32 protein-coding genes are annotated in these 24018 nt (G+C 45.9%); 23 read left to right on the top strand and 9 right to left on the bottom strand.

From position 1 onward, the window contains the following. Positions 1–12: 12 nt before the first annotated feature. The 3 genes from CYJ37_RS22600 to CYJ37_RS22590 all read left to right on the top strand — a co-directional run bounded on the left by CYJ37_RS22600 (position 13) and on the right by CYJ37_RS22590 (position 3029). Positions 13–1167 (top strand): hypothetical protein, encoded by a 1155-nt coding sequence (locus CYJ37_RS22600; protein WP_180827420.1) that lies wholly within the window; start codon positions 13–15, stop codon positions 1165–1167. Between the two features lie 130 nt (positions 1168–1297). Beyond that, positions 1298–1726 carry a sigma-70 family RNA polymerase sigma factor gene (locus CYJ37_RS22595; RefSeq protein ID WP_009792446.1) on the top strand — a complete coding sequence of 143 codons (429 nt, stop codon included), beginning with the start codon at positions 1298–1300 and terminating at the stop codon, positions 1724–1726. Then, the gene (locus CYJ37_RS22590) at positions 1719–3029 is read left to right on the top strand and encodes a DUF4179 domain-containing protein (protein WP_009792445.1); all 1311 of its coding nucleotides are present in this window, start codon (positions 1719–1721) and stop codon (positions 3027–3029) included. Before CYJ37_RS22595 ends, CYJ37_RS22590 begins: the two co-directional genes overlap by 8 nt. 39 nt (positions 3030–3068) lie before the next feature. Here CYJ37_RS22590 and CYJ37_RS22585 read toward each other — a convergent pair whose 3' ends face one another. Beyond that, positions 3069–4127: a sulfite oxidase gene (locus CYJ37_RS22585; protein ID WP_022543289.1), complete on the bottom strand. Its 1059-nt coding sequence runs from the start codon at positions 4125–4127 to the stop codon at positions 3069–3071. A 174-nt stretch (positions 4128–4301) separates the two neighbouring features. On the opposite strand from CYJ37_RS22585, the gene ypfJ reads away from it, so the two are divergent. Then, entirely contained in the window at positions 4302–5147 is an 846-nt protein-coding gene (gene ypfJ / locus CYJ37_RS22580) for a KPN_02809 family neutral zinc metallopeptidase (RefSeq protein WP_009792443.1), read from the top strand. 21 nt (positions 5148–5168) lie between these two features. After that, complete coding sequence (locus tag CYJ37_RS22575; RefSeq protein ID WP_022543290.1) at positions 5169–5669, top strand: cupin domain-containing protein; 501 nt, start codon at positions 5169–5171, stop codon at positions 5667–5669. Positions 5670–5713: 44 nt separating this feature from the next. On the opposite strand, the gene CYJ37_RS22570 is transcribed toward CYJ37_RS22575, so the two are convergent. Further along, entirely contained in the window at positions 5714–6091 is a 378-nt protein-coding gene (locus tag CYJ37_RS22570) for a YidH family protein (protein WP_094768026.1), read from the bottom strand. A gap of 147 nt (positions 6092–6238) precedes the next feature. Here CYJ37_RS22570 and CYJ37_RS22565 point away from each other — a divergent pair, with 147 nt between their 5' ends. After that, positions 6239–6799: a maltose acetyltransferase domain-containing protein gene (locus CYJ37_RS22565; RefSeq protein ID WP_009792440.1), complete on the top strand. Its 561-nt coding sequence runs from the start codon at positions 6239–6241 to the stop codon at positions 6797–6799. A gap of 51 nt (positions 6800–6850) precedes the next feature. On the opposite strand, the gene CYJ37_RS22560 is transcribed toward CYJ37_RS22565, so the two are convergent. Next, on the bottom strand, positions 6851–7333 hold the full coding sequence (locus CYJ37_RS22560) for a DinB family protein (RefSeq protein ID WP_009792439.1): 483 nt from the start codon (positions 7331–7333) through the stop codon (positions 6851–6853). A 105-nt stretch (positions 7334–7438) separates the two neighbouring features. Next, positions 7439–8101 carry a hypothetical protein gene (locus CYJ37_RS22555; protein WP_009792438.1) on the bottom strand — a complete coding sequence of 221 codons (663 nt, stop codon included), beginning with the start codon at positions 8099–8101 and terminating at the stop codon, positions 7439–7441. A gap of 221 nt (positions 8102–8322) precedes the next feature. Between CYJ37_RS22555 and CYJ37_RS22550 the strand changes: the two genes are divergently transcribed. From CYJ37_RS22550 to CYJ37_RS22530, 5 genes are all read left to right on the top strand, one after another. Beyond that, complete coding sequence (locus CYJ37_RS22550; RefSeq protein WP_009792437.1) at positions 8323–8604, top strand: hypothetical protein; 282 nt, start codon at positions 8323–8325, stop codon at positions 8602–8604. Between the two features lie 154 nt (positions 8605–8758). Further along, positions 8759–9433, top strand: coding sequence for a response regulator transcription factor (locus tag CYJ37_RS22545; protein WP_022543291.1), 675 nt, complete (start codon positions 8759–8761; stop codon positions 9431–9433). Further along, entirely contained in the window at positions 9423–10808 is a 1386-nt protein-coding gene (locus CYJ37_RS22540; protein WP_009792435.1) for a sensor histidine kinase, read from the top strand. Before CYJ37_RS22545 ends, CYJ37_RS22540 begins: the two co-directional genes overlap by 11 nt. Before the next feature lie 192 nt (positions 10809–11000). Further along, positions 11001–12089, top strand: a complete 1089-nt coding sequence (locus tag CYJ37_RS22535) for an NAD(P)-dependent alcohol dehydrogenase (protein WP_009792434.1) — start codon at positions 11001–11003, stop codon at positions 12087–12089. A gap of 224 nt (positions 12090–12313) precedes the next feature. Then, positions 12314–13228 carry a peptidoglycan recognition protein family protein gene (locus CYJ37_RS22530; protein WP_009792433.1) on the top strand — a complete coding sequence of 305 codons (915 nt, stop codon included), beginning with the start codon at positions 12314–12316 and terminating at the stop codon, positions 13226–13228. A gap of 28 nt (positions 13229–13256) precedes the next feature. Here the strand turns inward: CYJ37_RS22530 and CYJ37_RS22525 are convergent, their stop codons facing one another. Both CYJ37_RS22525 and CYJ37_RS27450 read right to left on the bottom strand, forming a co-directional pair. After that, positions 13257–14243: an NAD(P)-dependent alcohol dehydrogenase gene (locus CYJ37_RS22525; protein ID WP_101552018.1), complete on the bottom strand. Its 987-nt coding sequence runs from the start codon at positions 14241–14243 to the stop codon at positions 13257–13259. Then, entirely contained in the window at positions 14240–14404 is a 165-nt protein-coding gene (locus CYJ37_RS27450) for a hypothetical protein (protein ID WP_022543293.1), read from the bottom strand. Before CYJ37_RS27450 ends, CYJ37_RS22525 begins: the two co-directional genes overlap by 4 nt. Positions 14405–14469: 65 nt before the next feature. Between CYJ37_RS27450 and CYJ37_RS22520 the strand changes: the two genes are divergently transcribed. From CYJ37_RS22520 to CYJ37_RS22465, 12 genes are all read left to right on the top strand, one after another. After that, positions 14470–14985 carry a hypothetical protein gene (locus CYJ37_RS22520; RefSeq protein WP_009792430.1) on the top strand — a complete coding sequence of 172 codons (516 nt, stop codon included), beginning with the start codon at positions 14470–14472 and terminating at the stop codon, positions 14983–14985. 5 nt (positions 14986–14990) lie between these two features. Then, positions 14991–15641: a PspA/IM30 family protein gene (locus CYJ37_RS22515; protein WP_022543294.1), complete on the top strand. Its 651-nt coding sequence runs from the start codon at positions 14991–14993 to the stop codon at positions 15639–15641. A 103-nt stretch (positions 15642–15744) separates the two neighbouring features. Further along, a complete protein-coding gene (locus tag CYJ37_RS22510; protein ID WP_022543295.1) occupies positions 15745–17223 on the top strand; it encodes an aldehyde dehydrogenase family protein in 1479 nt (492 codons plus the stop codon). Positions 17224–17333: 110 nt separating this feature from the next. Beyond that, on the top strand, positions 17334–17750 hold the full coding sequence (locus tag CYJ37_RS22505) for a hypothetical protein (RefSeq protein ID WP_094768038.1): 417 nt from the start codon (positions 17334–17336) through the stop codon (positions 17748–17750). 69 nt (positions 17751–17819) lie between these two features. Beyond that, positions 17820–18248, top strand: a complete 429-nt coding sequence (locus CYJ37_RS22500) for a GNAT family N-acetyltransferase (RefSeq protein ID WP_170939471.1) — start codon at positions 17820–17822, stop codon at positions 18246–18248. 37 nt (positions 18249–18285) lie between these two features. Then, complete coding sequence (locus CYJ37_RS22495; protein WP_101552015.1) at positions 18286–18825, top strand: hypothetical protein; 540 nt, start codon at positions 18286–18288, stop codon at positions 18823–18825. Between the two features lie 44 nt (positions 18826–18869). Continuing rightward, positions 18870–19061: a hypothetical protein gene (locus CYJ37_RS22490; RefSeq protein ID WP_101552012.1), complete on the top strand. Its 192-nt coding sequence runs from the start codon at positions 18870–18872 to the stop codon at positions 19059–19061. Between the two features lie 78 nt (positions 19062–19139). After that, entirely contained in the window at positions 19140–19763 is a 624-nt protein-coding gene (locus tag CYJ37_RS22485) for an alpha/beta family hydrolase (RefSeq protein ID WP_101552010.1), read from the top strand. Positions 19764–19773: 10 nt separating this feature from the next. Next, positions 19774–20214, top strand: coding sequence for an NUDIX hydrolase (locus CYJ37_RS22480; RefSeq protein ID WP_101552008.1), 441 nt, complete (start codon positions 19774–19776; stop codon positions 20212–20214). 143 nt (positions 20215–20357) lie between these two features. Further along, on the top strand, positions 20358–20567 hold the full coding sequence (locus CYJ37_RS22475; protein ID WP_101552006.1) for a helix-turn-helix transcriptional regulator: 210 nt from the start codon (positions 20358–20360) through the stop codon (positions 20565–20567). Continuing rightward, positions 20564–20953 (top strand): hypothetical protein, encoded by a 390-nt coding sequence (locus tag CYJ37_RS22470; protein WP_101552004.1) that lies wholly within the window; start codon positions 20564–20566, stop codon positions 20951–20953. Before CYJ37_RS22475 ends, CYJ37_RS22470 begins: the two co-directional genes overlap by 4 nt. A gap of 118 nt (positions 20954–21071) precedes the next feature. Next, complete coding sequence (locus CYJ37_RS22465) at positions 21072–21497, top strand: organic hydroperoxide resistance protein (protein ID WP_101552002.1); 426 nt, start codon at positions 21072–21074, stop codon at positions 21495–21497. Positions 21498–21534: 37 nt separating this feature from the next. On the opposite strand, the gene CYJ37_RS22460 is transcribed toward CYJ37_RS22465, so the two are convergent. The 3 genes from CYJ37_RS22460 to CYJ37_RS22450 form a co-directional block, all read right to left on the bottom strand. Then, on the bottom strand, positions 21535–21984 hold the full coding sequence (locus tag CYJ37_RS22460) for a MarR family winged helix-turn-helix transcriptional regulator (protein ID WP_101552000.1): 450 nt from the start codon (positions 21982–21984) through the stop codon (positions 21535–21537). An 84-nt stretch (positions 21985–22068) separates the two neighbouring features. Then, on the bottom strand, positions 22069–22584 hold the full coding sequence (locus CYJ37_RS22455) for a CBO0543 family protein (protein ID WP_101551998.1): 516 nt from the start codon (positions 22582–22584) through the stop codon (positions 22069–22071). A gap of 225 nt (positions 22585–22809) precedes the next feature. Next, positions 22810–23985 (bottom strand): IS256 family transposase, encoded by a 1176-nt coding sequence (locus CYJ37_RS22450; RefSeq protein ID WP_101551996.1) that lies wholly within the window; start codon positions 23983–23985, stop codon positions 22810–22812. Between the last annotated feature and the right edge of the window lie 33 nt (positions 23986–24018).

Here is a 24018-nt window from a genome sequence, read left to right as displayed (position 1 = left end):
ATGAACCGGGATTTGAGAATTATCTGGCAGGAAATGAAAAAGATCTTCCGACCAATCATGCTAATCATGCTTGTCTTAATTAATTTGCTGATGTACTACATTTTTATAGACTTCGATATTTCTTATTTTGCAAATGGCCGTCCAGCCAAAGATTATTATGAAATCAGCAGTGAGATGATAGAAGATTACGGAAGAAAGCTGGATGAAAAAGAGTATGATGATTTCAAGCAGGCATACCAGGAGGCATTGGACCGTGCAGACGCCTATATACAGAAGCTTGACGAAGCGCAGCAAACTGATGTTGCTTCGTACGCAGAATTAGTAGAATTAAATAATAAGAATGATTTAAGCAGCCCTGAAAGACAATTGTACGACAAGCTTTTCTCTGAGAAGGAGATAGGCTGGGAAATTCAGACGCGGGAAGGCATCATGGAAGATATGGATTCTGCCGGCACAGACTTTGGTTACGGCTATATTTCAGGTAAGCCGTCTGAAAGGCAGGAAGCAAGGATCAATGATCTGCTAGAGGATGAATCCTTCCGTTCCATTTTCCCGGCATATCCTGTAGGTGATAATTTTCACAGCATCAGCCAAAATATCTGCCTAACAATCCTGGTGAGCATTCTTTTTATGATTCTCCCTATTACGATCAGAGATTATAAGAACCGTATGATTGATCTGCAGTATACCTCCAGGGCTGGGAGAAAATTGTTTATAAAGAAGGCAGCGGCAGGCGTCCTGTCAGCATTCATCATTGCAACAGTCCTTCTTTGTGTCTATTACGGGTTATATTTTACCAATAATATTACAATCTTTTTGAACAGTGATATCAACAGCTTTCTTGGGTATCCATACTGGTACAACCTTACTTTCTGGCAGCTTATACTGATTGTCATCGGGCTAACCTATATCCTGGCTTTGTCCACCGCTCTTTGTGCCATATTCATTTCAAGCATCAGCAAAAATTTCATCAGCGTCATCGGCCTCCAGTTCCCGATTTTTGCATGTGTCTGCTGGCTGCTGGCGCAAAGGATGCTCCTCGGAAACGCATTGGCAATTGATCATCCGCAGCCTCAATTCTTCTTTACTTATGGAGTGATCATCATATTGCCCGCAGTAGCTATTCTCTGGAAAAAGCAGCGGGAGCAGCAGCGCGATATTTTATAAGAGGGGCCTGGCATAAGCCAGGCCTTTAAGTATGTTCATGTAAAGAAATATTTACTCGAAAATAGTCAGGCAACTGAAACGTTTCCCACCCCCCAGCACTCTAACAAGCAGAAAGAAAGGAGGGGCAGGCGTGGATATAAAAAAAGTGAAGCAGGCGAAAAAGGGAAATAAGAAGGCCTTCCAGGATTTATTGGAGGCAGAGAAAGAGAAGCTGTATAAGATGGCTTACTTGTATATGAAAAATGAGGCGGATGCCCTGGAGGCCTTCCAGGAGACGGTATATAAAGCCCTCGTATCGATTCAGCAATTAAGGGAAGAACAGTATTTTTCAACCTGGCTGGCGCGGATCCTGATTAATACATGTAAGGACCTGCTGAAAAAGAAAAGCCGGGTCATCCCGATGGAAAGAGAAGTACTGGAAGATAGGACCTCTCCCTATATGCCGGAAAGCGACAGCTCTGAATTGCTGGAATGTCCGGAAGGCACCGTTAAGACAAATATCCATCGCGGAATAGGACAGCTGCGGGTGAAAATGAAGGAGGAGTGTGTTAATGAATAGCGAATTTCCTCAATTTAAGGTTGAAATGAAAAAAATTGCTGTGCCTGAAGATGAGCTGGATCAAATTATCAGCAAGGCCGTAAGGGAAACCAGAATTAAAGGAACGTTAAGGCGAAAAGCGTTTTACACAACCAGCGCAGCTGCTGCAGGGTTTGCCTTATTTATCGGTTCGGCTATATATTCTCCTGCTATTGCAAAAATCGCTTCCGAAATCCCGGTTGTGGGCACCTTTTTCAGCGGTTCGGGAGATGAAGGGCTGGAAATTGCCGGGGCAAAAGGTCTTACCCAGGTGGTCGGCAAATCGGCAACAGATAAAGGCATCACTTTAACCATAAATGAAGTCTTTTATGATGGAACCAGGCTGGCCTTTGGGTTTACACATGAATCTCTGTTAGCGATTGGGGAAATGGAGCGGCCGGCTATTTATGTGGATGGCAATGAAATCAACTTTAGCTCAGGCTCTTCAGGGGAGTTTGTTACACCGGCAAAATACCAGGGGATTCTGGATATTAATCCGACCGAAGAGCTTCCGGAGGAGTTCACCATGAAGTTCAGGGTGGATGCAGTCGGTCTGATGCCGGGGAAGTGGGAATTTGAATTCCCGGTCAAACAGTCCGGCGAAGTGACGGTTATCCGGCCTAAAGAAACCAAAAACATTCAAGGGATGGAAGTGAATGTGAATTCAGTTAAGATCGGCCCTGCTGGTACGGATCTTTCTGTCAGTCTGACAGCTGATTTGGAACAAACAAAGCTGGATCCTTATACAGATTTGCACTTCAATATTGTGGATAATCAGGGGTTGGCGCTAAGGCAGATGTCGGGAAGCGGGCATGGCGATACTGTGGACGGAAAGGAGGAGGCAACGCTTAGTATGTTATACTCTCCGGTAAAAGAGGGGACTAAATCCTTGAGCATCATCCCCTATACGCTGCCGGCTCAGCATAGCGCCCCTGAAGAGGTAATGATTCCTCTTAGTGAAGGAGGTCTTCCAGCTATACTCGAGCAGGGAGGGGGAGACAAAATAACGGTAACGGACATAGAACGGACAAAGCAAAGCACCACCATATTTTTCGAAGTAGACAGCGAATTTGCCTATGATGACCAGCTGACGAGAAATCCTACAATTCTTGAGACGGCTGATGGAGAAAACCTCACAATTGAGAAGGAACCGTTTGCTGAAAGGGTGAAAGGAAACCTATATAAACAAGTATTTAAGGCAGCTGGGAGTAAGGAACTGATTTTCAAAGCCTTTGTCATGCCTGAGCCGGAAATGTTTGAAGCTTTTACTGTAGAACTGCCATGATAATAGCCAGGCACCTTTCATCGGTGCCTGGCTATTATTTCACTCCACCTTAACACTCACCATATCAATCGCATGATACCCATACCCCTTCCTATTCCAAAATGGGGAAGCCGGCTGTACACGGCCATGTGTATCATACGCTCTGGACATAAGAGTATATTCTCCTTTACCGGCCTTCCAATCATACACCCAAGGCTGCCACTCATACCCGCTTGCTGCCGGGCTTTCAAGTCTTGCCTCCTTCCAGTTTTCACCGCCGTCAGTGCTTACCTCCACTTTTTCGATTTTCCCTTTACCGGTCCATGCGATGCCTTTGACAGGATGGCTCCCGGTTTGAAGAATCTGTCCGTCCAATGGATGGCGGATGGAACTGTTGACATGGAGCTTCGTTACTGGCGCTGCTCCTTCATCCTTTTCTCTATGAGGATAATAGACATAATCGATTGTCTGGAAAGGTCCTGTAAACGGGGCATCTGCAACAGTGATGCTCTTGAGCCATTTTACGGAAGCCATTGCGTACCACTGGGGAACGATAAGTCTTAGTGGAAAGCCGTGCTTGAAAGGGATCGGCTTTCCGTTGTATTCGTAGGCAACCAGTGTATCCGGATGCAGGGCTTTTTCCAGCGGAAGGCTTCTTGTAAACGAATATACCTCGTCAGAATCGGTTCTTTCTCCAAAGTCATAGCCCCCAAAGATGACTTCTGCCGCTCCATTCCGGATGCCTGCACCCTCGAGGAGGGAGGCAAGCGGAACGCCCTTCCAGCTCCCCTGGCTGACCGCGCCTTTTTCCCATTGCTCACCGAAGGTTTTGGGTTCAAAAAGGCTCCTCTTGTTCCCGGCGCATTCCAAAACGGCGGTCACGGTCCTCGATGGGAGATTCATCAATTCGGTCAGGGAATAGAGCCGGGGTGAAGAAACTGACCCATTGACAGGCAGCCAATAGGCAGATGCTGAAAGCGAAGGATAGGCAAAATGATTTCTCCGGTAAAAAAGCGAATTGCCGACTCTCCTGCCTGAAATGAACTCAATGGGCGATTCCTGATTCTCAGGCTGCAGGCTATGGGTGGTCAAATAGGGCCTTACAAAAGGTTTTTGCATAATACGGCCTCCTGAATCGGTAAATATCCATTTATATGATAGAAACAGGATGATCATGCCTTTCCTATATGTAAAAAATTCCGGCCCTTAATGGAGATAATTCCTGTCCTGTGCGGGTATATGACTAAAAGATATGATTCTTGCGAAAGAAAATGGCAGCAGGGAGGATAAACCATGAAATGGAAGGGAAGAAGAGCGAGCTCCAATGTTGAGGATAGAAGGGGAATGGGCGGCAAAACGCTCGTCGGGGGAGGTCTCGGAGGTATTGTCATTGTCCTGATTATTACACTATTGGGAGGCAATCCCGGCGAGCTTCTCGGCGGTCTGGGGATGACCGGTGGGGAACAGTCGCCTGCACCTTATGAAGAAACGGCCGAGGAAAGGGAACTGGCCGATTTTGTATCAGTCGTGCTGGCGGATACAGAGGAAGTCTGGAGTGAGATTTTCCAGGAGCAGGGGATGGAATACAGGGAGCCTACCCTTGTTCTGTATACCGGCAGCGTCCAGTCTGCCTGCGGAGCAGCAGGTGCATCGGTCGGTCCATTCTATTGCCCTGGAGATCAAAAGCTTTATATTGATTTAAGCTTCTATAGGGAGCTTCGGGAAAAATTCCAGGCGCCTGGCGATTTTGCCATGGCCTATGTCGTTGCCCATGAAGTCGGCCATCATGTCCAGACGCTCCTTGGCACTACGGATGAAATTATGCCTCTCCGCCAAAAGCTCAGCCAGGAAGAATTCAATAAATATCAGGTCAGGTTTGAGCTTCAAGCTGATTATTATGCCGGCGTTTGGGCGCATCATGCACAGGGAATGGGTTATTTAGAGCAAGGTGATCTGGAAGAAGCAATCCAGGCTGCCCATGCAGTCGGCGACGATACGATCCAGAAAAAGGCGCAGGGCTATGCAGTTCCGGAAAGCTTTACCCACGGCACCTCTGAACAGAGGAAGCGCTGGTTCAATAGGGGCTTCCAGAGTGGAACGATAGAGGGCGGCGATACGTTCAGCGCCCGAAATCTATAACTTACAAAGGAGTGGATGCATATGGCAACGCAAGTCAGATCATTTTTTCTCCAGGACAATGGTGATATCCCGAACAATCAGGAACTGCCTGTCATCATCTATGAAGGGATCTTCAGTGACAATGCCAATACGATAGAGGGGACATTCACCCGCCACAATTGGCTCGGCACATGGACAGGCGGAGTGTTCGACTACCATCACTATCACAGCAACTCACACGAAGTCCTCGGTGTCCGTTCAGGCCGCGCTACTATTCTCTTAGGCGGGGACGGCGGAGAAAGAGTTGAAGTGAAAGCCGGGGATGTCATTGTGCTGCCTGCAGGTACAGGACATAAAAACGTCGACAGCTCAGAAGACTTTGAGGTTGTTGGAGCCTACCCGGACGGAATGAGCCATGATTTGAAAAAGAAAGATCCGGGAGGGCGCGCGCAGGCACTCTCAGATATCCGCAGTGTACCGGTGCCTGCAACAGACCCTGTCTATGGAGATACAGGCCCGCTGCTTGAAAAATGGGTGAAATAAACAAAAAAGCCTGGCACAAGATGAGTGCCAGGCTTTTGATTGCTTTAAAGAATTCCCCAAACGAACATATAATAAAATCCGAACACGGCGAAGATGAGCAGCAAAAGAGCTGAGAGGAGAACAATCATCCTTCTGGAAAACCTGAATGATTGGCTGTTGATTTCATGCCCTTTCCTGAAGTAGCCGATTGTCGTCATGATGATCGTCAATATACCCACAATAATGGAGGCAAGCCCGATGATCTGCGCCAGGGCGTCTCCTATCATCGAAGCAGCCGGCAGAGTGGAAAAGTGAAGATTTGTGATAAGGAAGCCGACTCCTATAATTGTGATGCTTGTCCTGACCCAGGCCAGATAGGTCCGCTCATTGGCCAAATGCTGCTGGATATACTTAGAATCCTTTGTAGGCTGCCCATTGTCCATCCTCAATCACCACACTATCAGTTTGTTGGATAAATGGTAGCATACACTGGGAAAATTGGCTAATCTGCAACCTGATGCAACTGGCTCCTTGCCCAAAGAGCAAGTAGAATAAGGGTAAACTCTCAATCTGGAAGGGGTACCACTAATATGCTGTCTGAAAAAGAAAAGATGCTTGCAGGTGAGCTATATGATGCGGCAGATCCAATCCTTGTAAAAGAAAGGGCCAATGCACGCAGACTGACACGGCTGTTCAATCTGACAGAAGAAACTGAAGAGAAGAAACGGGCAGCACTTTTAAAAGAGCTGTTGGGATCGACTGGGAAGAAGCTTTATATTGAACCAAGCTTCCGCTGTGACTATGGCTATAACATCAAGGTTGGCGAAAACTTTTATGCGAATTTTGACTGTGTCATCCTGGACGTGTGTGAAGTGAATATCGGCGATAACTGCTTTATGGCTCCAGGTGTACATATCTATACAGCAGGGCATCCGCTGCATCCGGAAGAGCGGAATGCCGGTCCGGAATTCGGGAAGCCCGTCACCATCGGAAATAGTGTCTGGATCGGGGGCAGGGCCGTCATTAATCCGGGCATAAAGATTGGGGACAATGCAGTCATCGCCTCAGGTGCAGTTGTAACAAAGGATGTGCCTGATAATGCTGTAGTAGGCGGAAACCCGGCGAGAGTGATTAAGTTTATAGACGTCTAATCTTCTTCATGATTAACTCTCAAAGATTCACTATAAAAAAAGCAGACTGGCCTATTGCCGGCTGGTCTGCTTCACATAACGCTCCCAATGATCCTCAATTTCCTTCTTATGCTTGTGGTCATGCTCAATCAATCCGGCAAAGTATTGGCCGATTGTCATGTCCCTCCCTGGGTACAGCTCCTGAAATCTTTCCGGCTCCAGTTTTTCCAAAAGTAAGAGAAGCTCTTTTCTTGCCTCAGCAAACTCACTGATCAGCATTTTTTTGCTGATGCCTGACCTCGCGTATTGTCCCGCTTCCATATTCATTGCATCTGCATCAATTTTTTCAGAAGGAATTTCCTCTTTGCTCAGCAGGGCAGGCATACGCCGGCTGATGACAAATCGATCCCAGGTAATAAAGTGGGAAACCACATCGGCTGTTCCCCAGGAGCCTTCCCGGAAAGGGAGGAACCATAGTTCTTCATCCATTTGTGCCAGTGAGTTCACCCAGTTAATGAAACTTGATTTTTCTTCAATAATATCTTCTTTCCTCATAAAGCTTCCCCCTTAATTAGCTATCACACTCTCTCTTCTTTCTGAGCAGAGTGAATTCCTGCTTTTAAAAAGAAGAGGGACCTCCGTATGAAGGTCCCTGCACTATTAAAATTTGTGTCCGCCCATCAGAGGCTTCTCTACACCAAGCTCTTCCAGTTCTTCTTTGGCAGAATCCATAATGCTCCCGGCTTTAGCTTTCGTCTCTTCATCGAGATCAGCGAACGGATCTCCTTTGCCATGCCTCCCAGGAAGAGTGATGCCAAGAGCCTTCAATTGCTCATTAGCTTCATCACGAGTAAGTGAGCCATCTTTGACCTTATCTTGAATGGCCTGTACTTTAGCTTTCGTTTCTTCACCCAGATCCGCGAAAGGACCTCCTTTGCCATGATGGTCAGGAAGAGTGATGCCGAGAGCCTTTAACTGCTCATTAGCTTCTTCGCGGGCGAGGGAGCCAGCCATAACCTGATCCTGAATAGCCTGAGCTTTTGCTTTTGTCTCTTCATCAAGGTTAGCAAAAAGGTCCTCTTTTTCTCTTTTTGCAGGAAGTTCAACACCGATCGCAGCCAGTTCTTCTTTCATTTTGTCCATGATCGCCTGAACCTTTGCCTTGGTGCTGTCATCCAATACTTGTCCGGCCTTTTCTAAAAGAGAAGCAGGTGCATTCCCTGTCCCGCTTTCCTCTGCGGCCATTGCCTTGAATGCCGTTCCGCCAATGAGGCTTAGCGACAATGCTCCTGTAAGTGCATATCCAGCCCATTTTTTCTTCATCAATAAATACCTCCATTTTTTATTAGAATTTTGGATCGTCTTGCTGTGTACATGCTTTACTATAGGGAACCTTGGTGAAAAACAGGTGAAAATAAAATAGAATTAAAAATATGAAAGGATTTTTTTTTTTTATTTTTTTAAAAATTTTTGGTAATATAAGGATATGGTTGTGTGTAACCCCATAACGGCAAGCTTGCAATGTTCTTAATTGGGAGGTTTATATGCAAAAAGTGAATGTCTGGTCTTTCATTTTCTCTATCATTTGTTTCCTGCTGTTTATGGAGGCTGCTTTTTCAGGACCGATCGATGATTCCCTCTTCGGCCTTGACCCGCTCGAAATATTGCTTTACCTTACTCTGGCGGCCTTTGTTGTAGCTGTTATGGGATTTGGCGGCATCCAGAACAGGATGGGACTGGTGAGGAGTGTTGCTTCACTTGCAATAACACTGGGACTTTCAGGATTCTTAACTTATATCGTTTTTTTCGGAAAACTGTTAAGCTAGCAGCTCAAAACATAATAGTTGAAAGCAGAAAGACTCATAAGCAGAGTCTTTTTTCTTTTGGACAATGAGGCAGATGGAGAAGGCTGATTTTTTCACTCGTTTTTCACCTACGTATGGTATCTTAATCATACAGAATTGCGGGAAGGTGGACATATTGAAAATACTGCTTGCAGAAGATGATGAATATCTTGGTGAATTGATCGTCCATTTGCTGAAGAAGAAAGGGTTTGGAAAAGCAGATTGGGTGATGGAAGGCGAGGATGCTTATGAATATGCAAAGGCTTCCTATTATGATGTGCTCATCCTGGATTGGATGATGCCGAATGGAGATGGCATTTCCGTCTGCCGCCGGCTGCGCCGGGAAGGATACAGCGGTGCCATTTTAATGCTGACTGCGAGGGATGCAGTCTCTGACAGGGTCGAAGGGCTTGAAGCAGGCGCTGACGACTATTTGATTAAGCCGTTTGAAATTGATGAGCTGGCAGCCCGGCTGAAGGCTTTATCGCGGAGGATGCTTGCTCCGCTTCAGGAGGATGTTATCCAATGGAAAAGTCTTGAGCTGAACCGGACGAGCCATACGCTGTTCCTGAACGGAGAAGAAATCTTCCTGACCCCGAGGGAGTACCAGCTTCTTGAAATGCTCCTGCGCAATAAAGGGCAGGTCCTGACAAGAGAGATGATTTTGGACCGGATATGGGGCATTGAATCAGATGTTTCAATGAAAACGATTGATGCGACCATCAAGCTGCTGCGAAAGAAAATAGATAAGCACGGTACAAACAGCCTCATTGAAACCATCCGCGGAGTGGGGTATAAAATTGAAGCCTAGACCTTTCCTGGATAGATGGAAAAAGAAGCTGCCTCAGGAGGTGTTCGGCCAGACCAGCCTTCGCCTGACACTGTTCTACAGCGGCATCATCACTCTTTTTCTGATTATATTTGTTATCATTGTCCTCTTTATTTTATACGGTGTCATCTATGCCGACCAGGAACGGAAAATTACGGAGCTGGCTAACCGGGAAACAAATGAGTTTCAGGAGGATGGCTTCCGCCGGCACAGGCCTCAGCAAAGGGAAGGAGACAAGCAGGTGTTTCTCAGTGAGAATCAGCTGTTTTATTATGTTGCTGCCGGGGATGGCAGCCTGGTCAGTGCCAATGAAAGTTTTGGCCCGCTGCGGCCATTGTTTCTGGACCTTGTAAAAAACTGGACCCCCGGCCAGAGTGAAATCAGGCAGAAGACACTCCAGATTCCCGAAGATGATGCCGACTACAGCCAGTTCAGGGACTTTGACATCAGGGTCCTTATGCTTGCAAGGCCGGTCATTATAAATGGACAGGCAGCCGGGATGATGTATATCGGATTGGATATATCTAATTTAAATACCATTTTTAAATGGGTGGTCATCGTTTTAAGCAGCCTGGCCGCTGTTTTTATCGGCATTGGTGTCTGGCTCAGCCGGATGATGTCAAGGAGGGCGCTTATCCCGATTGAGAAGTCGTATAATCAGCAGCGTGAATTTGTGGCGAATGCCTCCCATGAACTCCGGACCCCGCTGAGTGTTATCTTTTCTTCGGTTGAAGCGATTGAAATGGAGCTGGAGGATCCGGATCCTTTTACAAGGAAAATGATGAATGGACTGAAGCATGAAGTAAAAAGGATGACTAAGCTGATCAATGACCTCCTGACCCTGGCCCGATCTGACTCTGCTGATGGTGCAGTGCTGGAACGGAAATGGGAGGATATGCGTCCATTGGGCGCGCAGGTCCTTGATTCTTTTGAAAGTTTTGCGGCTGAAAAACAGATCAGGCTCTCACTCCACGCTCCTGAACAGGTAATGGTCCATGCTGACAGCGGGATGCTTGTCCAGCTCTTATATATTCTGGTGGATAACGCTATCAAGTACAGCCCCTCTGGGGGAGAAGTCAGCGTGAATCTCGGTGTGAAGCGGGAGAAGCAGTCAGGCATTTTTGTTCTCTCGGTAAAAGATACGGGGATGGGCATGAGCAGGGAGGAGCAGGCCCAGGTATTTGACCGCTTCTTCCGGGCAGATAAAGCCAGGAGCCGAAAGGAAGGCGGACACGGGCTCGGGCTTTCAATCGCCAAGTGGATTGCAGATGTTCATAGAGGGAGGATCACTGTGGAAAGCGAACCTGGGGAAGGAACAGAATTCCGTGTCGTGATACCATTTGAAAAAAACAATTAAGTATGATTGAAATGGTTCTTTAACTGCCATACTAAAAAGCGGGTACATGAGTACCTGCTTTTTTTAGTATTTCGAAATAACTAGGGATCGGTGTTTTGTACTTTAAAATATAGATGTGACAAAAGGTAATAGTCTGAACTGGATACTTTGAGGTGGAGATATATACCATTTATTTTAGGAGATGAACTTCTTATGAAGATTAAAGCAGCTGTCACCCATGGCCAGGGAGAAAACTTCAAGATTGAAGAAGTAGAACTGGCTGAACCAAAGGCAAATGAAGTCCTGATTAAAATCATTGCTTCCGGCGTCTGCCATACAGATGCAGTGGCTCGTGATCTGGGCCTGACTCCTTATCCGGTTGTACTGGGCCATGAAGGTTCCGGGATTGTAGAAAAAGTAGGCGCCGGCGTAAAAACAATCGAGCCGGGAGACCATGTTGTGCTTTCTTTTGCCTCATGCGGGCATTGTGAAAACTGCCTGACAGGCCACCCGACAGTCTGCACCGAATTCAATGATCTTAACTTCGGCGGCAAAATGGAAGACGAAACCCATCGCCTGCATCAGAATGACCGCAACCTTTCTACGTTCTTTGGGCAATCTTCCTTTGGTACATATGCAGTTGCCAATGAGCGAAATGTCGTTAAGGTCGACAAAGATGTTGATCTGGCACTGCTTGGACCTTTAGGATGCGGCATCCAAACCGGAAGCGGAACAGTATTGAACCGCCTGAAACCGGATTTTGGAACATCCATTGCTGTTTACGGCACAGGGGCAGTAGGCTTGAGCGGCATCATGGCGGCCAAAATAACCGGATGCAGGCATATCATCGCCATTGATATCCATGACAGCCGCCTCGAAAAAGCAAAAGAGCTTGGAGCTACACATGTCATCAACAGCAAAAACGAAGATGTTGTTGAACGCATCAAAGAAATTACAAATGGCGGAGTGCATTACGGACTTGAAACCACCGGAGTTCCGGTTGTGGTGCGCCAGGGGCTTCGGGCTCTCCGTCCGCTTGGGACGCTGGCAATCGTCGGTGTGACGCCGGAAATGGAAATCAATGTTCATGAAGAAATCATGGCAGAAGGGAAAACCATGGTCGGCGTCATCGAAGGAGATGCTGTGCCGCAATTATTCATCCCTCAATTGGTCGATTATTATAAAAATGGCCTGTTCCCATTCGACAAACTAGTGGAATTCTATGACTTCAGCGACATCAACCAGGCCTTTGAAGATTCTAAAAAAGGCCTTGCGATCAAGCCGATTGTCAAAATTGGATAACAGAGAATAAACCCTCGCCGCCTGCGGCGGGGGTTTATTTGTATACAGTGCAGCGGGGAGAGCTGGCGGGAATAATTTCATTGCTGACAACCAAACTAATAGCAGGATGGAATCACAATGAAAGGACATCACAGATGAAAAAACAACTAGCTGTTTTACTTAGCGTTCTTCTATCAGCCTCGGCATTGGCTGCCCCCGCCAGTGCAGCGAATAATCCCCGAAACATGTACGATGTAAAGCGGGGGGATACCTTGTGGAGAATATCGGAAATTTATAAGACAACAACTGAAGAATTAAAGAAAATCAACGGGCTGCAGACGTCCCTTCTTTTGCCGGGCCAGAAACTGCGGGTGCCCATCGTGTATGAGGTGAAATCCGGAGATACATTATGGAAGCTGTCACAAAGCTTCAGCTCTGATGCCGCGGCCATAAAGAAAGTGAACCGGCTTGCAACTGACCGGATTTATACGGGGCAGAAACTGAGAATACCGCCGAAGAAACTTCAAATGGAAGGGCAGTTTGTCCTGATGACAAGAGAAGAATTCCAGGACTGGATCTTCAATCAGAAATTCACAAGGAAGGTCGGCAAGGTCCAGCAGCATCATACATTTCAGCCTTCCTACGAGCAATTCAACGGGAGCAACCATTTTTCCATGCTGAAAGGCATGAAAGAGTATCATGTGACAGGAATGGGCTGGAGTGATATCAGCCAGCATCTGACCACTTTCCCGGATGGAAAAGTAGCTGTCGGGCGGTCCTTCAATACTGCACCTGAAGGGTCATTCGGACTGCAGAATAAAGCCGCCATGCACAGGATTGAAGCAGATAGCATAGCAATCGAAAATGTCGGCAATTTTGACAAAAACAAAATGACAAAAGAGCAAAAGGAGACCATCACTGCAGTTACAGCCCTGCTTATGCTCAAATACGGCCTTTCCCCATCAGTGGACACCATCACCTATCATCATTGGTGGGATATTAACACCGGTGAGAAAGTGCTGGACAAAAGCAGCGGACATGCAGTCAAGACATGTCCCGGAACAGAATTCTTCGGCGGGAATTCCACTGAGGACGCCAAGAAAGGCTTTTATCCGCTGGTGGTGAGGAAAATGAAAGAAATATCGGCTTCCATTCAGTAGCAGGAAAGGCCTGGACTTCTAAGAGTAATCATGCACTGGGGGAATGGGACATAGATATAACGACCTTTCCCCGTGCATGCCCTTCAGCAAAGTACCGGAATGCCTCCGGAACGTCTTCAAGACTATAGATGCGGTCAATGATTGGCCGCACCTTGCCTTCTTCAATAAGATCGGCCAAAAATATCAGGTCCTTCTGATTGTGCCTTTGAAGAAAACTGCCCACCTTTTGTCTTCCTGTTAAGGAAACCCACGGACCCATCATCAAAGCTTGAAACATCTGCTTGCCTGATCCGCCGACATGGACAAACTGCCCGTCTGGCCGCAATGAACGCCTGTACGTCCTTATTGAATTAGACCCGTTCACGCCAAGAATCAGGTCGTACTGATCATTGAGTACAGTAAAGTCTGTCTTCTTATAATCGATGCATCGGTCAGCGCCAAGCGACTGTAAAATATCTATATTCCCTGTACTGCACACCCCGGTTACCTCAGATTCGAAGGATTTGGCAATCTGTACGGCAAATGTTCCGACACCTCCGGATGCTCCGTATATCATCACCTTTTGCCCCTTTTTAATCTTTCCCTTATCACGCAGGCTTTGCAGGGCAGTGGCAGCTGCCATCGGCACAGCGGCTGCTTCCGTGAAGGATATTCCTGCAGGCATCAGCGCTAATGAACTTTCCGGAACAGCAGCATATTCCGCAAAGCTGCCCCAGCCGCTCCCCGAAAGATCGCCGAACACTTTATCGCCAGGCCTGAACTGTTTAACCTTTTTACCTGCTGCTTCTACCACCCCGGCCATATCACCGCCGGGTATGAGGTAATTCGGCTTGAAAAGCCCAAAGGCAAAACGCGCAAGAAACGGCTCCCCTTTCAATAAAACCAAATTGCCAAAGTTGATGGAAGCAGCATGTATCTTAACCAGGACCTGATCATCTCCAGGAACGGGCTTATCAATCTCTGCTAATTTTAGTACTTCGGGCGAGCCATATTTTTCGCTTATGATGGCTTTCATTTTGTGCCTCCTTCTCTTTCTTTTGGGAAAAAGATATTCCTGAAACTAATGAATAAGACTATTGCTTTAGGAAAAATATATCTTGTATTTATGCGTTTGCGAGAAGAACAAGGACCAGATTGGTCTTTTTTATATCTCCTGAAAAAATCTGTTTTTTTCACCAGATTTTCTCCTAAGCACTTTAATATTCTCTTTGCAGCCATCAACTAACAAGGAGGTGAAGAAAATGAAAATGAAGATGCTTATCGGAGGCGCTATCGGTGCTGCCGGAGTATACGCCATTTATAAATCAGCAGAGGGCTGGTTCTATGGACAAGCTTCAAGGCCGATGGCAGCAGAGGGTCAGATCCACTTTGCTCCTCATCACCGGGGCCGCGGATTCCACCAGCATGTGATCGAGTTTACATCAGCCGCGCAGCCTCACTCCTGGATGCAGGCAGGAAGCTTTATGGCGGTTATCCTGCAGCTGCTTTTGATTGCAGCAGGCTTTCTTTTATGGAAAACGGCCCGGAATGGGGGGCTGAAGAAATGGGCTGGCATACTTCTCGCGGGTCTGGGATTATTCCTGCTCCTTCCTGAGATTGTGTTCATTCCAGTGGCACTCATTGGACTGTACACGATCTATAAAATCCGCAGAAATGAGGAGACAGCCGCTTTTTCATATGAATGGACAAGCACCGTCTTTCAGGGAAACAGAGACTTCCTGGATGAGTGGGAAAAGAAAACGAAAATGGAGGAATAGGAGAAATGGGCGTATTAAAAAGAATGAAACGCATCGTTACTGCTGACTTGCATGATGCAGTTGATAAAATGGAGAATCCAATAAGCCTTTTGAAGCAGTATATAAGGGAAGTGGAGGAACAGCTGGAAAAAGGAAAGCAGGCAATGGCCCAGCAGTATGCTGTTGAACAGAAATACTCGTTACTGATTGCATCGGAACAGGAAACAGCAGAGAAGCGCAACAGACAGGCGGAACTGGCCGTATCAAAGGGTGAGGAAGATATTGCAAAGCTTGCCTTGCAGGAGAAGATCGTCAGCGAGCGGAAACTTTCGGTCTACGTCCAGCAATATGAAATGATTCAGGAAAAAACAAATGAACTGGCAGGGCAGCTTGAATGGCTCCACCAGCAATATGAAGAGCTGAAGCTGAAGAAAAATGAGCTGGCAGCCCGCTATCAGGCTGCAGCAGCCATCAGGAACATACAGGAAAGCACAGTTTCCTTTAAGGCGGAACAGGCTCTTAGCGGGTTTGCCAGAATGGAAGAAAAGGTACTTGAACAGGAATCTTATATAAAGGCAGGGCGGCTGCTCTCTGCTAATGCTTATAAACCGTCTGTCAGCCCGTATCTGGCAGATGAAGTGGAGCTTGAGCTGGAAAAGCTGAAAACAAAGGGATAAAGGTAAGGGACTCCGGTTCCTTGCTTTTTCAAATTTTGGGAATATATCCTTGAAGATTTCATCATACTAAGGCTTATCTATGATTATGGGAGGCTATGCTTTGATGAACAGGGAGCCAGTAAAGATTGATGCAATCATAAATGGAGAGAAAACACCGACTGGGAAAAACTTTCCCCGTGAAAATCCTGCCCATCCGGAGGAAATCGCAGGATATGCACCTGTAAATACAAAGGAAGAAGCTATCAAGGCCATTGATGCGGCTTACGATGCATTCAGCGGGTGGAAAGTCAGCAAGGTAGAAGACCGGGTCGAACGTATGGAGCGCGCTATCCGGAAAATCAAAGATGCCACCCCGGAAATTGCGGAGCTGTTGTCGCGGGAGCATGGCAAGGCACTGTGGGATTCGAAAGGGGAGATTGCCGTTTCCCTGATGTGGATGGAATTTGCCTGCCAGAATGTAAAAGAGGTAACAGAACCGCAGGTGAAGGAGCATGACAACGGAAGAACCCTTATTACCTATGATCCCATCGGCGTGGTGTCAGCCATCACGCCGTGGAATTATCCGATATCGCTATCAACGATTAAAATAGCCCCTGCACTGCTGACAGGAAATACGATGGTGCTGAAGCCAAGCCCATTTGCGCCCCTTGCTGTCAGCCGGGTGGTGGAGATCATTGCTTCCGAATTCCCGCCGGGGGTCCTTAATCTTGTTCATGGGGAGGCAGATGTCGGGGTTGAGCTTACATCCAATCCAAAGGTAGCAAAAATTGCGTTTACTGGCGGAACTAAAACAGCTAAGAGCATTATGAAGGCTGCCTCTGAGACGATCAAGAAAATGACACTTGAGCTGGGCGGGAATGATGCTGCCATCGTGCTGCCAAGCTTTGATGTTAATGATGGGAAGGCGATGCGCCGTATGGTCATCTCCAACTTCCTGACGTCAGGCCAGATCTGCATGATTGCCAAAAGAGTGTATGTGCATCAATCCATTTATAAAAGTTTCGTGGAGAAATACAGGGAAGCCGCAGATAAATGGATCCGGGTTGGTGATCCATTTAACCCGAAAGTAACCGTCGGGCCGGTCAATAACCCTGGACAGGTGAAGTATGTGAAAAGTCTGGTTGAGGATGCAAGGAGCAAGGGTGCAGAAGTCATCCAGCTCGGCAAAATCCTTGACCCGGATCTGATGGACAACGGCTACTTCCTTCAGCCCACACTGGTCCTCGGTGCAGATCCGCATGACCCGATCGTAGTGGAAGAGCAATTCGGGCCGACTGTCCCGATCATTCCCTATGATGACGAAGAGCAGGTGATCCAGCTTCATAATGAAAGCATTTATGGACTGACCAGCTCTGTCTGGGGAGATGAAGAAGAAGCGATCAAGGTTGCACGCAGGATTGAGGCCGGCACCACAATGATCAATACCGCTGCCGTACAGGGACTTGATGTCCGCTTTCCTTTCGGAGGCGTAAAGCAGTCCGGTGTGGGCCGCGAATACGGCAAAGAAGGGCTGAAATCCTATCTCGAAGTGCATGTCATCAATATCCCGAAGACATTGGAGCTGCCATATATCCCAGAATAATGAACGAAAAAAAACGAAGGCTGCTAAAGAAGCAGTCTTCGTTTTTTGTGAGTTTACAGAGTTGGAACGCGAATGTATAATTATGGAAACTTGTATAAAGGAGTTGTGCTATGAAGAGGCTGATATGGCCATGGTTCCTTGCTGCGGCCGGCTTTATTTTTACAGCTATGGGAATAATCTTCGGAATCATTGGAGCAGACGTTCTAAACATACCATTTACAAGGATGGATTTAGTTCCAATCGCAGTCAGTTTCCTTGGGATCATGCTTTTGTTTGCAGGCATTATGTTCATTATGGATAAAAGATTTGAAACTTTGAAAGAAAAGGACAAAGGAAGTGAAAAAATCGTCCAAAAGGCAAAATCCAAAGCATTCAATTTAATGATTGGGCTATATTCCATTGGCACCATTACACTGGCACTGCTTGGTTACTTAAATGAAGTTTCTTTTTTCAGCCTGATTGGCCTGTACATCATTGGCCTGCTTTTCTATAGTTATCAGCTTGTGATGAATAGGCGTGCTGCTTGAATAAGGTGATAGGGGGGGGATAGAATCTCTCCATTAACTGATATTTTTTTAAAAGGGAGGCAGGGCTCTTTGATCCGTGAAGCCGAAGAAGCCGATCAGAAGCAAATTTCCGAACTTTATGGAATGCTGGTTCCTCATAGCAGGAAAAGGAATGTTTTGGGAGAACAAATTAAGATAATTAAAACTGACCCCAATAATTTTTTGCTTGTCTACGATGAAGAAGGAATCCTTCTCGGAACGCTGACACTCAATATATGTCTGCAGGCCTTGCATGGCTTAAGGCCTTATGGCGTAATTGAGAACTTTGTGGTTCATGAACATCATCGCGGCTGCGGGATTGGGCAGAAGCTATTGCAATATGCAGAGAATTACTGCAGATCGCTGGATTGCCATAGAATTATGCTGTTAAGCAGCTCCAAGCGGCAAATGGCCCATCAGTTTTTTGAACATGAGGGATTTGACGGGGCAGTGAGCAAGGGATTCAAGAAGTACTTATAGAAGTAAGATATCAACCTGGCTATATGGGAGGGTTTCGATGAAGAAGTACTTCCTCGCGGCTGTAATTGCCATACTGGGTATTGCGTTTTGGTATTATTCTCCGAAAAACATTCATAGGGATCTGAGCGGATTGATTTACCAGTTGGGAGAAGCTGAGAATGGAAAGAAAGTTAATATTAAAATAGACGGGCAGCAGCGCTTTACAATGACTGGGGATAGAATCTTTGAAGGAACGATTGAGATTGAGGGGCAAAGCATTTCTGTGCCGCCCGAGGACAGGAAATTGGAGCTGAAATTTGATCAAAACAATTCTGCACACGTATCCTATGTCCACTTCCCTCACAAGAATGGCATTTCAAATACTGAAATCATTCCTTTTGGCCAGATTCATGCTGCCAAGTCCTTTAGCCGGCTTACAATTCAAAAATTCAATAAGGACGGTGTTTGGACTGGTTCTGAAGGAATGATGATTGCAGCTCCGGCAGACAATTGGAAGGAAGCCATCAGGCTGTCTGATGACCTAATTGAAGAATATCAGCTGAACGGGAATGTTTTTATGGAGGCAAAGACAGAATAAATGGGCTGAAAGATCCTCTGTACTTTTTAGAAAGGGTGAAGGCTATGAATGAGAAAAAGCGGGAAACCTGGAAGCTTTGGGATGCCATGTTCACCTCTGGTATTTTATCTCTTCTTAAGGACGGGGAAGAAGCTCAAACAGACGATAAAAAGTTCAGGCAATTAGTATGGCAGCTGTTGTTTGGGATTATTTTTACGTTCTTATTGTTTATTATTCTGGCTATCTTTTTCTATTAGAGAGAGCCTTTCGGCTGAGGGTCAGCAGATAGAGCGATTATTTGTGTAAAAATTACAGCGTCCGAAGGAGTGTCAAATATGACAGCAAACAAAGTAAATCATGCTAAAATTTCTTCCAGATTAATAGAGCAAAAAGAAACGGCTGACAGCCTGGCCATTATTTTGCCGGGAGCAGGGTATACGGTACAGGCTCCGCTGCTTCATTTCTGTACAGGGTTATTTTACTCGAAGGGATATGATGTCCTTCATCTTAACTACAGCTTTAATCGTAAAGAGCAGGCGGCCTTATCCGGGGAAGGACTGGCTGAAGCTGTCCGGCTTGTGATTGATGACGCATTGAAAAATAAAGGGTATAAGCAGTATTTCATTGTTGCTAAATCGATAGGAACCATGGCGCTGCCTTATTTATTGAAGGATCAAAGCTTTCAGGATGCGAAAGCAGTATGGATGACCCCTTTGCTTCAAAAAGAGTTTGTATTAAATAGCATGGGTGCTGACAACCATAAGGGGCTTTGTATCATTGGAGATCAGGATCCATTTTTCACTTGGGAACGCATTGAAAGAATTAAAGAGAATCCCAATCTTTCAATTAAGGTGGTGGAAGGGGGCGATCACAGTCTGGAGCTAAGCGGTGATCCGATCCAATCTATAGATCTGTTAAAGAACATCATTTCTGATATTCAGCACTTCCAGTCTTTCTAAAGGAGTTTCTATGAATTATATTAAATCTCTGCGGAAATATATCGGTACAGAACCAATCATAGCTCCCGGGTCAGCGGTCATCGTTTTCAATGACAAGGGAGAGCTGCTGCTTCAATTGAGGTCAGATACACTGGATTGGGGGATTCCCGGGGGCGGGATGGAATTGGGTGATTCTTTTGAAGAGACGGCCCGGAAAGAACTTTTCGAGGAAACGGGCTTAACGGCCAAATCTTTGGAATTGCTGACGCTGGTCTCAGGGAAAGAGTTTTATTATCAGTTTCCCCACGGCGATGAAATCTATAATGCAACGGCAGTCTATAAAGCGGTTGACATAGAGGGCATCCTAAAAAAAGATGGAGAAAGCCTGGAGCTGGCCTACTTCCCCCTGCACTCCCTTCCTTCACTGAATAGTACAGCCCGGAAAATGCTTGAAAAGACAGGATATATCTAATAAGAATTCTTTCATGTAAAAAGAGCCTTCAAGGTTCTTTTTTTATTTTGCAGAAATGTAAAACATGTTTGACATGTAAAATACTGTCATGTTATTCTGTAAATGTAAAACATGTTTGACAAAAATACAGCAGAGTGGTGTAAATGGAAAATCAAATCAAAGATGCAAGAAAAAGCAGCGGCCTTTCCCAGGAGGAGCTGGCTAAAGCATGCGGCGTTTCGCGACAGACGATTAATGCAATCGAGAACAACAAATATGATCCCAGCCTTACTCTTGCCTTTCAGCTGGCAGAGTCCCTTGGCATGACAGTGGATCAGCTATTCCATTTTAGGAGCAGGGGGAATGAAAGATGAAAGGAAAAGAAATAGCAGCACTGGTGTTTCTGATAGCGGCAACACTTTATTTTGGGGGAACCTTCATCAGCTATATTAAAATCGAGGATGCCTCCATCGGGTCAGCCGAGCTCCTCGTAATCATCGCCCTGATGACCGGCTGGGTTCAGTTCATGACCTGGGGGGCGAGGAAGGAAGTCCAGAAGGATGAGATGGGCAGGCAGATCATTAAAAACAGCGCAAGGATCAGCTATTATGTTGTAATTGCTGCACTTCTGCTGTTATGGATCATCGACTTTTTCCTTGTGAGCAGGGGAGAGAACTACACACTGTTCATCGCTTTGTGCATCGCTTATATTACGTATCCGATCATCCAATATGTACTTGTTAAGAGATATGCGGATTAATTCCAATCCAAAACCACAGCTGCTGCTGTGGTTTTTATTGTTGAGCAAAAACATTGCTGTTTTTTAATAGATTTTATAAAATTAAATTGTGCACAATTAATAATCGGGAGTGATTCACATGACAAAACCTTTATTCACATCATCAGTAACAGCAATTGGCGGACGAGAAGGCCGAGTTTCATCTGCAGAAGGGAATTTGGCTTTGGATGTAGCCATGCCAGGAACCCCAAGGAAAAAGGAAGTACCTGAAGCAACGAATCCTGAGCAGCTGTTTGCGGCAGGGTATGCAGCCTGCTTTGACAGTGCGCTGCAGATGGTTGCAAGGAAAGAAAGGGTTTCTTTTCAATCGGAAGTGACTGCAAATGTCAGCCTTTTAAAAGACGAAAGCGATCAAGGCTTTAAGCTGGGGGTTGTTCTGCAGGTAAAAGGAACAGGCATCGAGGATAGCCTTCTGAATGAACTGGTTGAGAAAGCCCACGGTGTTTGCCCATATTCAAAAGCTGTGAATGGGAATATTGAGGTTCAGCTTGAAATCGTACAGTAAAGTAAGAAAGGATGCCCGCTTGGCTGGGCATCCTTTCTTATTGCTCGTGTTTATGATGAAGAACCTGCAATAGCTGCAGAAGGGAGGTTTTCATCGAGTTGTACTCCTCTTCGCTTGCGCCGCTCATTTCGAAAATTTTTGCAGGGATTGATTCTGCCTGTCCCTGAAGAGATACTCCTTTTTCTGTCAGTGTCACAAATACAGACCGCTGGTCCTCAGCAGATCTCTCCCTGCTCAGGAGGCCCTGCTGCTCCATTCTCTTCAGCATGGGTGTAAGGGTGCCGGAATCGAGGTAGAGAAGCTCCCCCAGTTTTTTTACAGTCAGGCTTTTCTTTTCCCAAAGAAGGAGAAGGACAAGATATTGTGGATAGGTGACTTCAAGCTTATCTAAAAGTGGCTTATACTGCTTGGTCATCTCTCTTGAAGCAGCATAAAGAAGGAAGCAAAGCTGATTTTCGAGCTTTAAATGGCTGTACTCGTTTGTCATTTTTTCACCGCTTATCGTTATAGTCTGTATGTATACTATAACCTCCGCATTACATTTAATAAACTAAACTGCATACCGTTTTCCTTAATAGGGAGTCGGAACATCAAATATAAGATAGAGAGCTGCTATAAAAATACCGCCAAGGAGCCACGCGGTCCACGGCTTGCGGTAATGGGCAATCAGAAGTGTGAACGTCACAATATTGAACAAAAAGGACCAGCGGAAGGACCAGCCATGATGATGGATAATGCTGTCATTTATATAGGCGATGAGCTCCACACCAGTGAACAAGATTGACCAAAGAAGAATCCAGCCAGCCTGTGCCTTCAGCTTTTCCGGAAGCCGCCCGAGAAAAATGGGCAGGACGAAAGGGTAGATAATAAAAGCAATCGCCATCGAAATGGAATTGTGAGTAGGCAATAATAAATGATCAATCCAAACAGGCTTGAATTCCCAGACCCGATAATTATACAGGAGAAGCTCATAAGCAAGATTGGCAATAATCCAGAATAAGAGCGTGCTGTAGTATTGTGCAAAGCTTCTCCAGACTCCAAGGACGAGCCCTGCAATAATGAAAAATATAACGAATGATGACTGCATTTTTTTACCCTCTTATCAATGATATAAGAATAGGTTTTCCAATAACCTGGAAAATAACCTGCTCCCAAAGGCCTGCTGAAAAAGGAAATACGCCAGCTGGCGGCGAATTAGAAGAAAGGGTTCCGTCAAGAATTATGTGTAAGCATATGCACTTCATGAGTTATCGTTATTTAGTTTAGGGGGGAGTCAGGCAGCCAAGGCTGCCTGACTCCCTGACTATGCGTTTTATGACTTTGGATATCGCTCATCAAACATGTTCAATATTGTTTCATAGGCCAAGCCGAATCCACCGAGTTTCCTTCTTGCCCATCGATCATTATAATCGATAGAAGTAAGGTATATAATCTTCTCGGCTGCTTCAATATTAGGTAAGCTGTTCATTGTCTTTAACCTTTTACGCACTTCCTTGTTGGTACGCTCAATTAGGTTTGTTGTGTATATATACTTTTGGATTTCCTCAGGGTAGTGTAAAAAAGTTAGGAGGACTGGGAGGTCCTCTTCCCATGAGGCCAGTTCCCGGCTATAAGTCTTTTTCCATTTCTCCTTAATCTCTTTCAACACTTTTTCTGCTTCTTCGAATGTGCTTGAAGTGTATACTCTTTTTAAATCCAAGCTTAGCTCTGCCTGATCCTTTTTTCGTGCTTTATTCATAGTGGAACGTACCTTATGAACAACGCAGCGTTGAACATCAGCTTTTGGAAAAATGGATTTAAAGGCCTCTTCGAGACCTGGAAGTCCATCAAAGACGCCAACTAAAACTTCCTGGACGCCTCTTTTACGTAAGTCCAGAAGGATCTCCTGCCAGCCGTTTGATGATTCCACTCCGCCTACATAAAATCCAAGGATTTCCCGATGGCCTTCTGGAGTAATACCTAAAACAATATAAACAGCCTCTTTGCCTACAGTATCTCTGCGGACTTTTACGAATAGCGCATCAAGGAATAAAGCACAGTAACGTTTCTTCAGAGGCCGATTCTGCCATTCAATAACGTCCTCCATAACAGCCGAAGTGATATTGGAGATTGTCCCTGGGGAATATTGTTCACCAAGCAAACTTTTCATGATCAGCCCAACCTGCCGAACACCAACTCCATGTTGATAGAGCTGGACAACGAGTTCATCTACGGCCACCATACGTCTTTTATAGGGTTCGAACATTTGGGTAGTAAAATCGCCCTTACGATCACGGGGAACTGCCAGATCCTCAATCCGGCCATAAATGGTGTCAAGAGTCCGTGAATAATACCCATTACGTGAGTTTTCTTCGCCGACAGGCTCATTTTCTAGGACATTCTTTATCTCTTCACGCAAGATATTTTCTGCTTTCTCTTTAAGGAGGTCCTGCATAGAAAGTTTAAGGATATTGGCAAAATCAAGGTCGTCTATGTTAAAATGGGGCATGGATAAAGTGCTCCTCTCCTAAGGTTATTGTGG

This window comes from Bacillus sp. UMB0728 (assembly GCF_002858875.1).
GTDB classification, from domain to species: Bacteria; Bacillota; Bacilli; order Bacillales; family Cytobacillaceae; genus Bacillus_AB; species Bacillus_AB infantis.
This window is presented reverse-complemented; position numbering and strand designations above follow the sequence as displayed.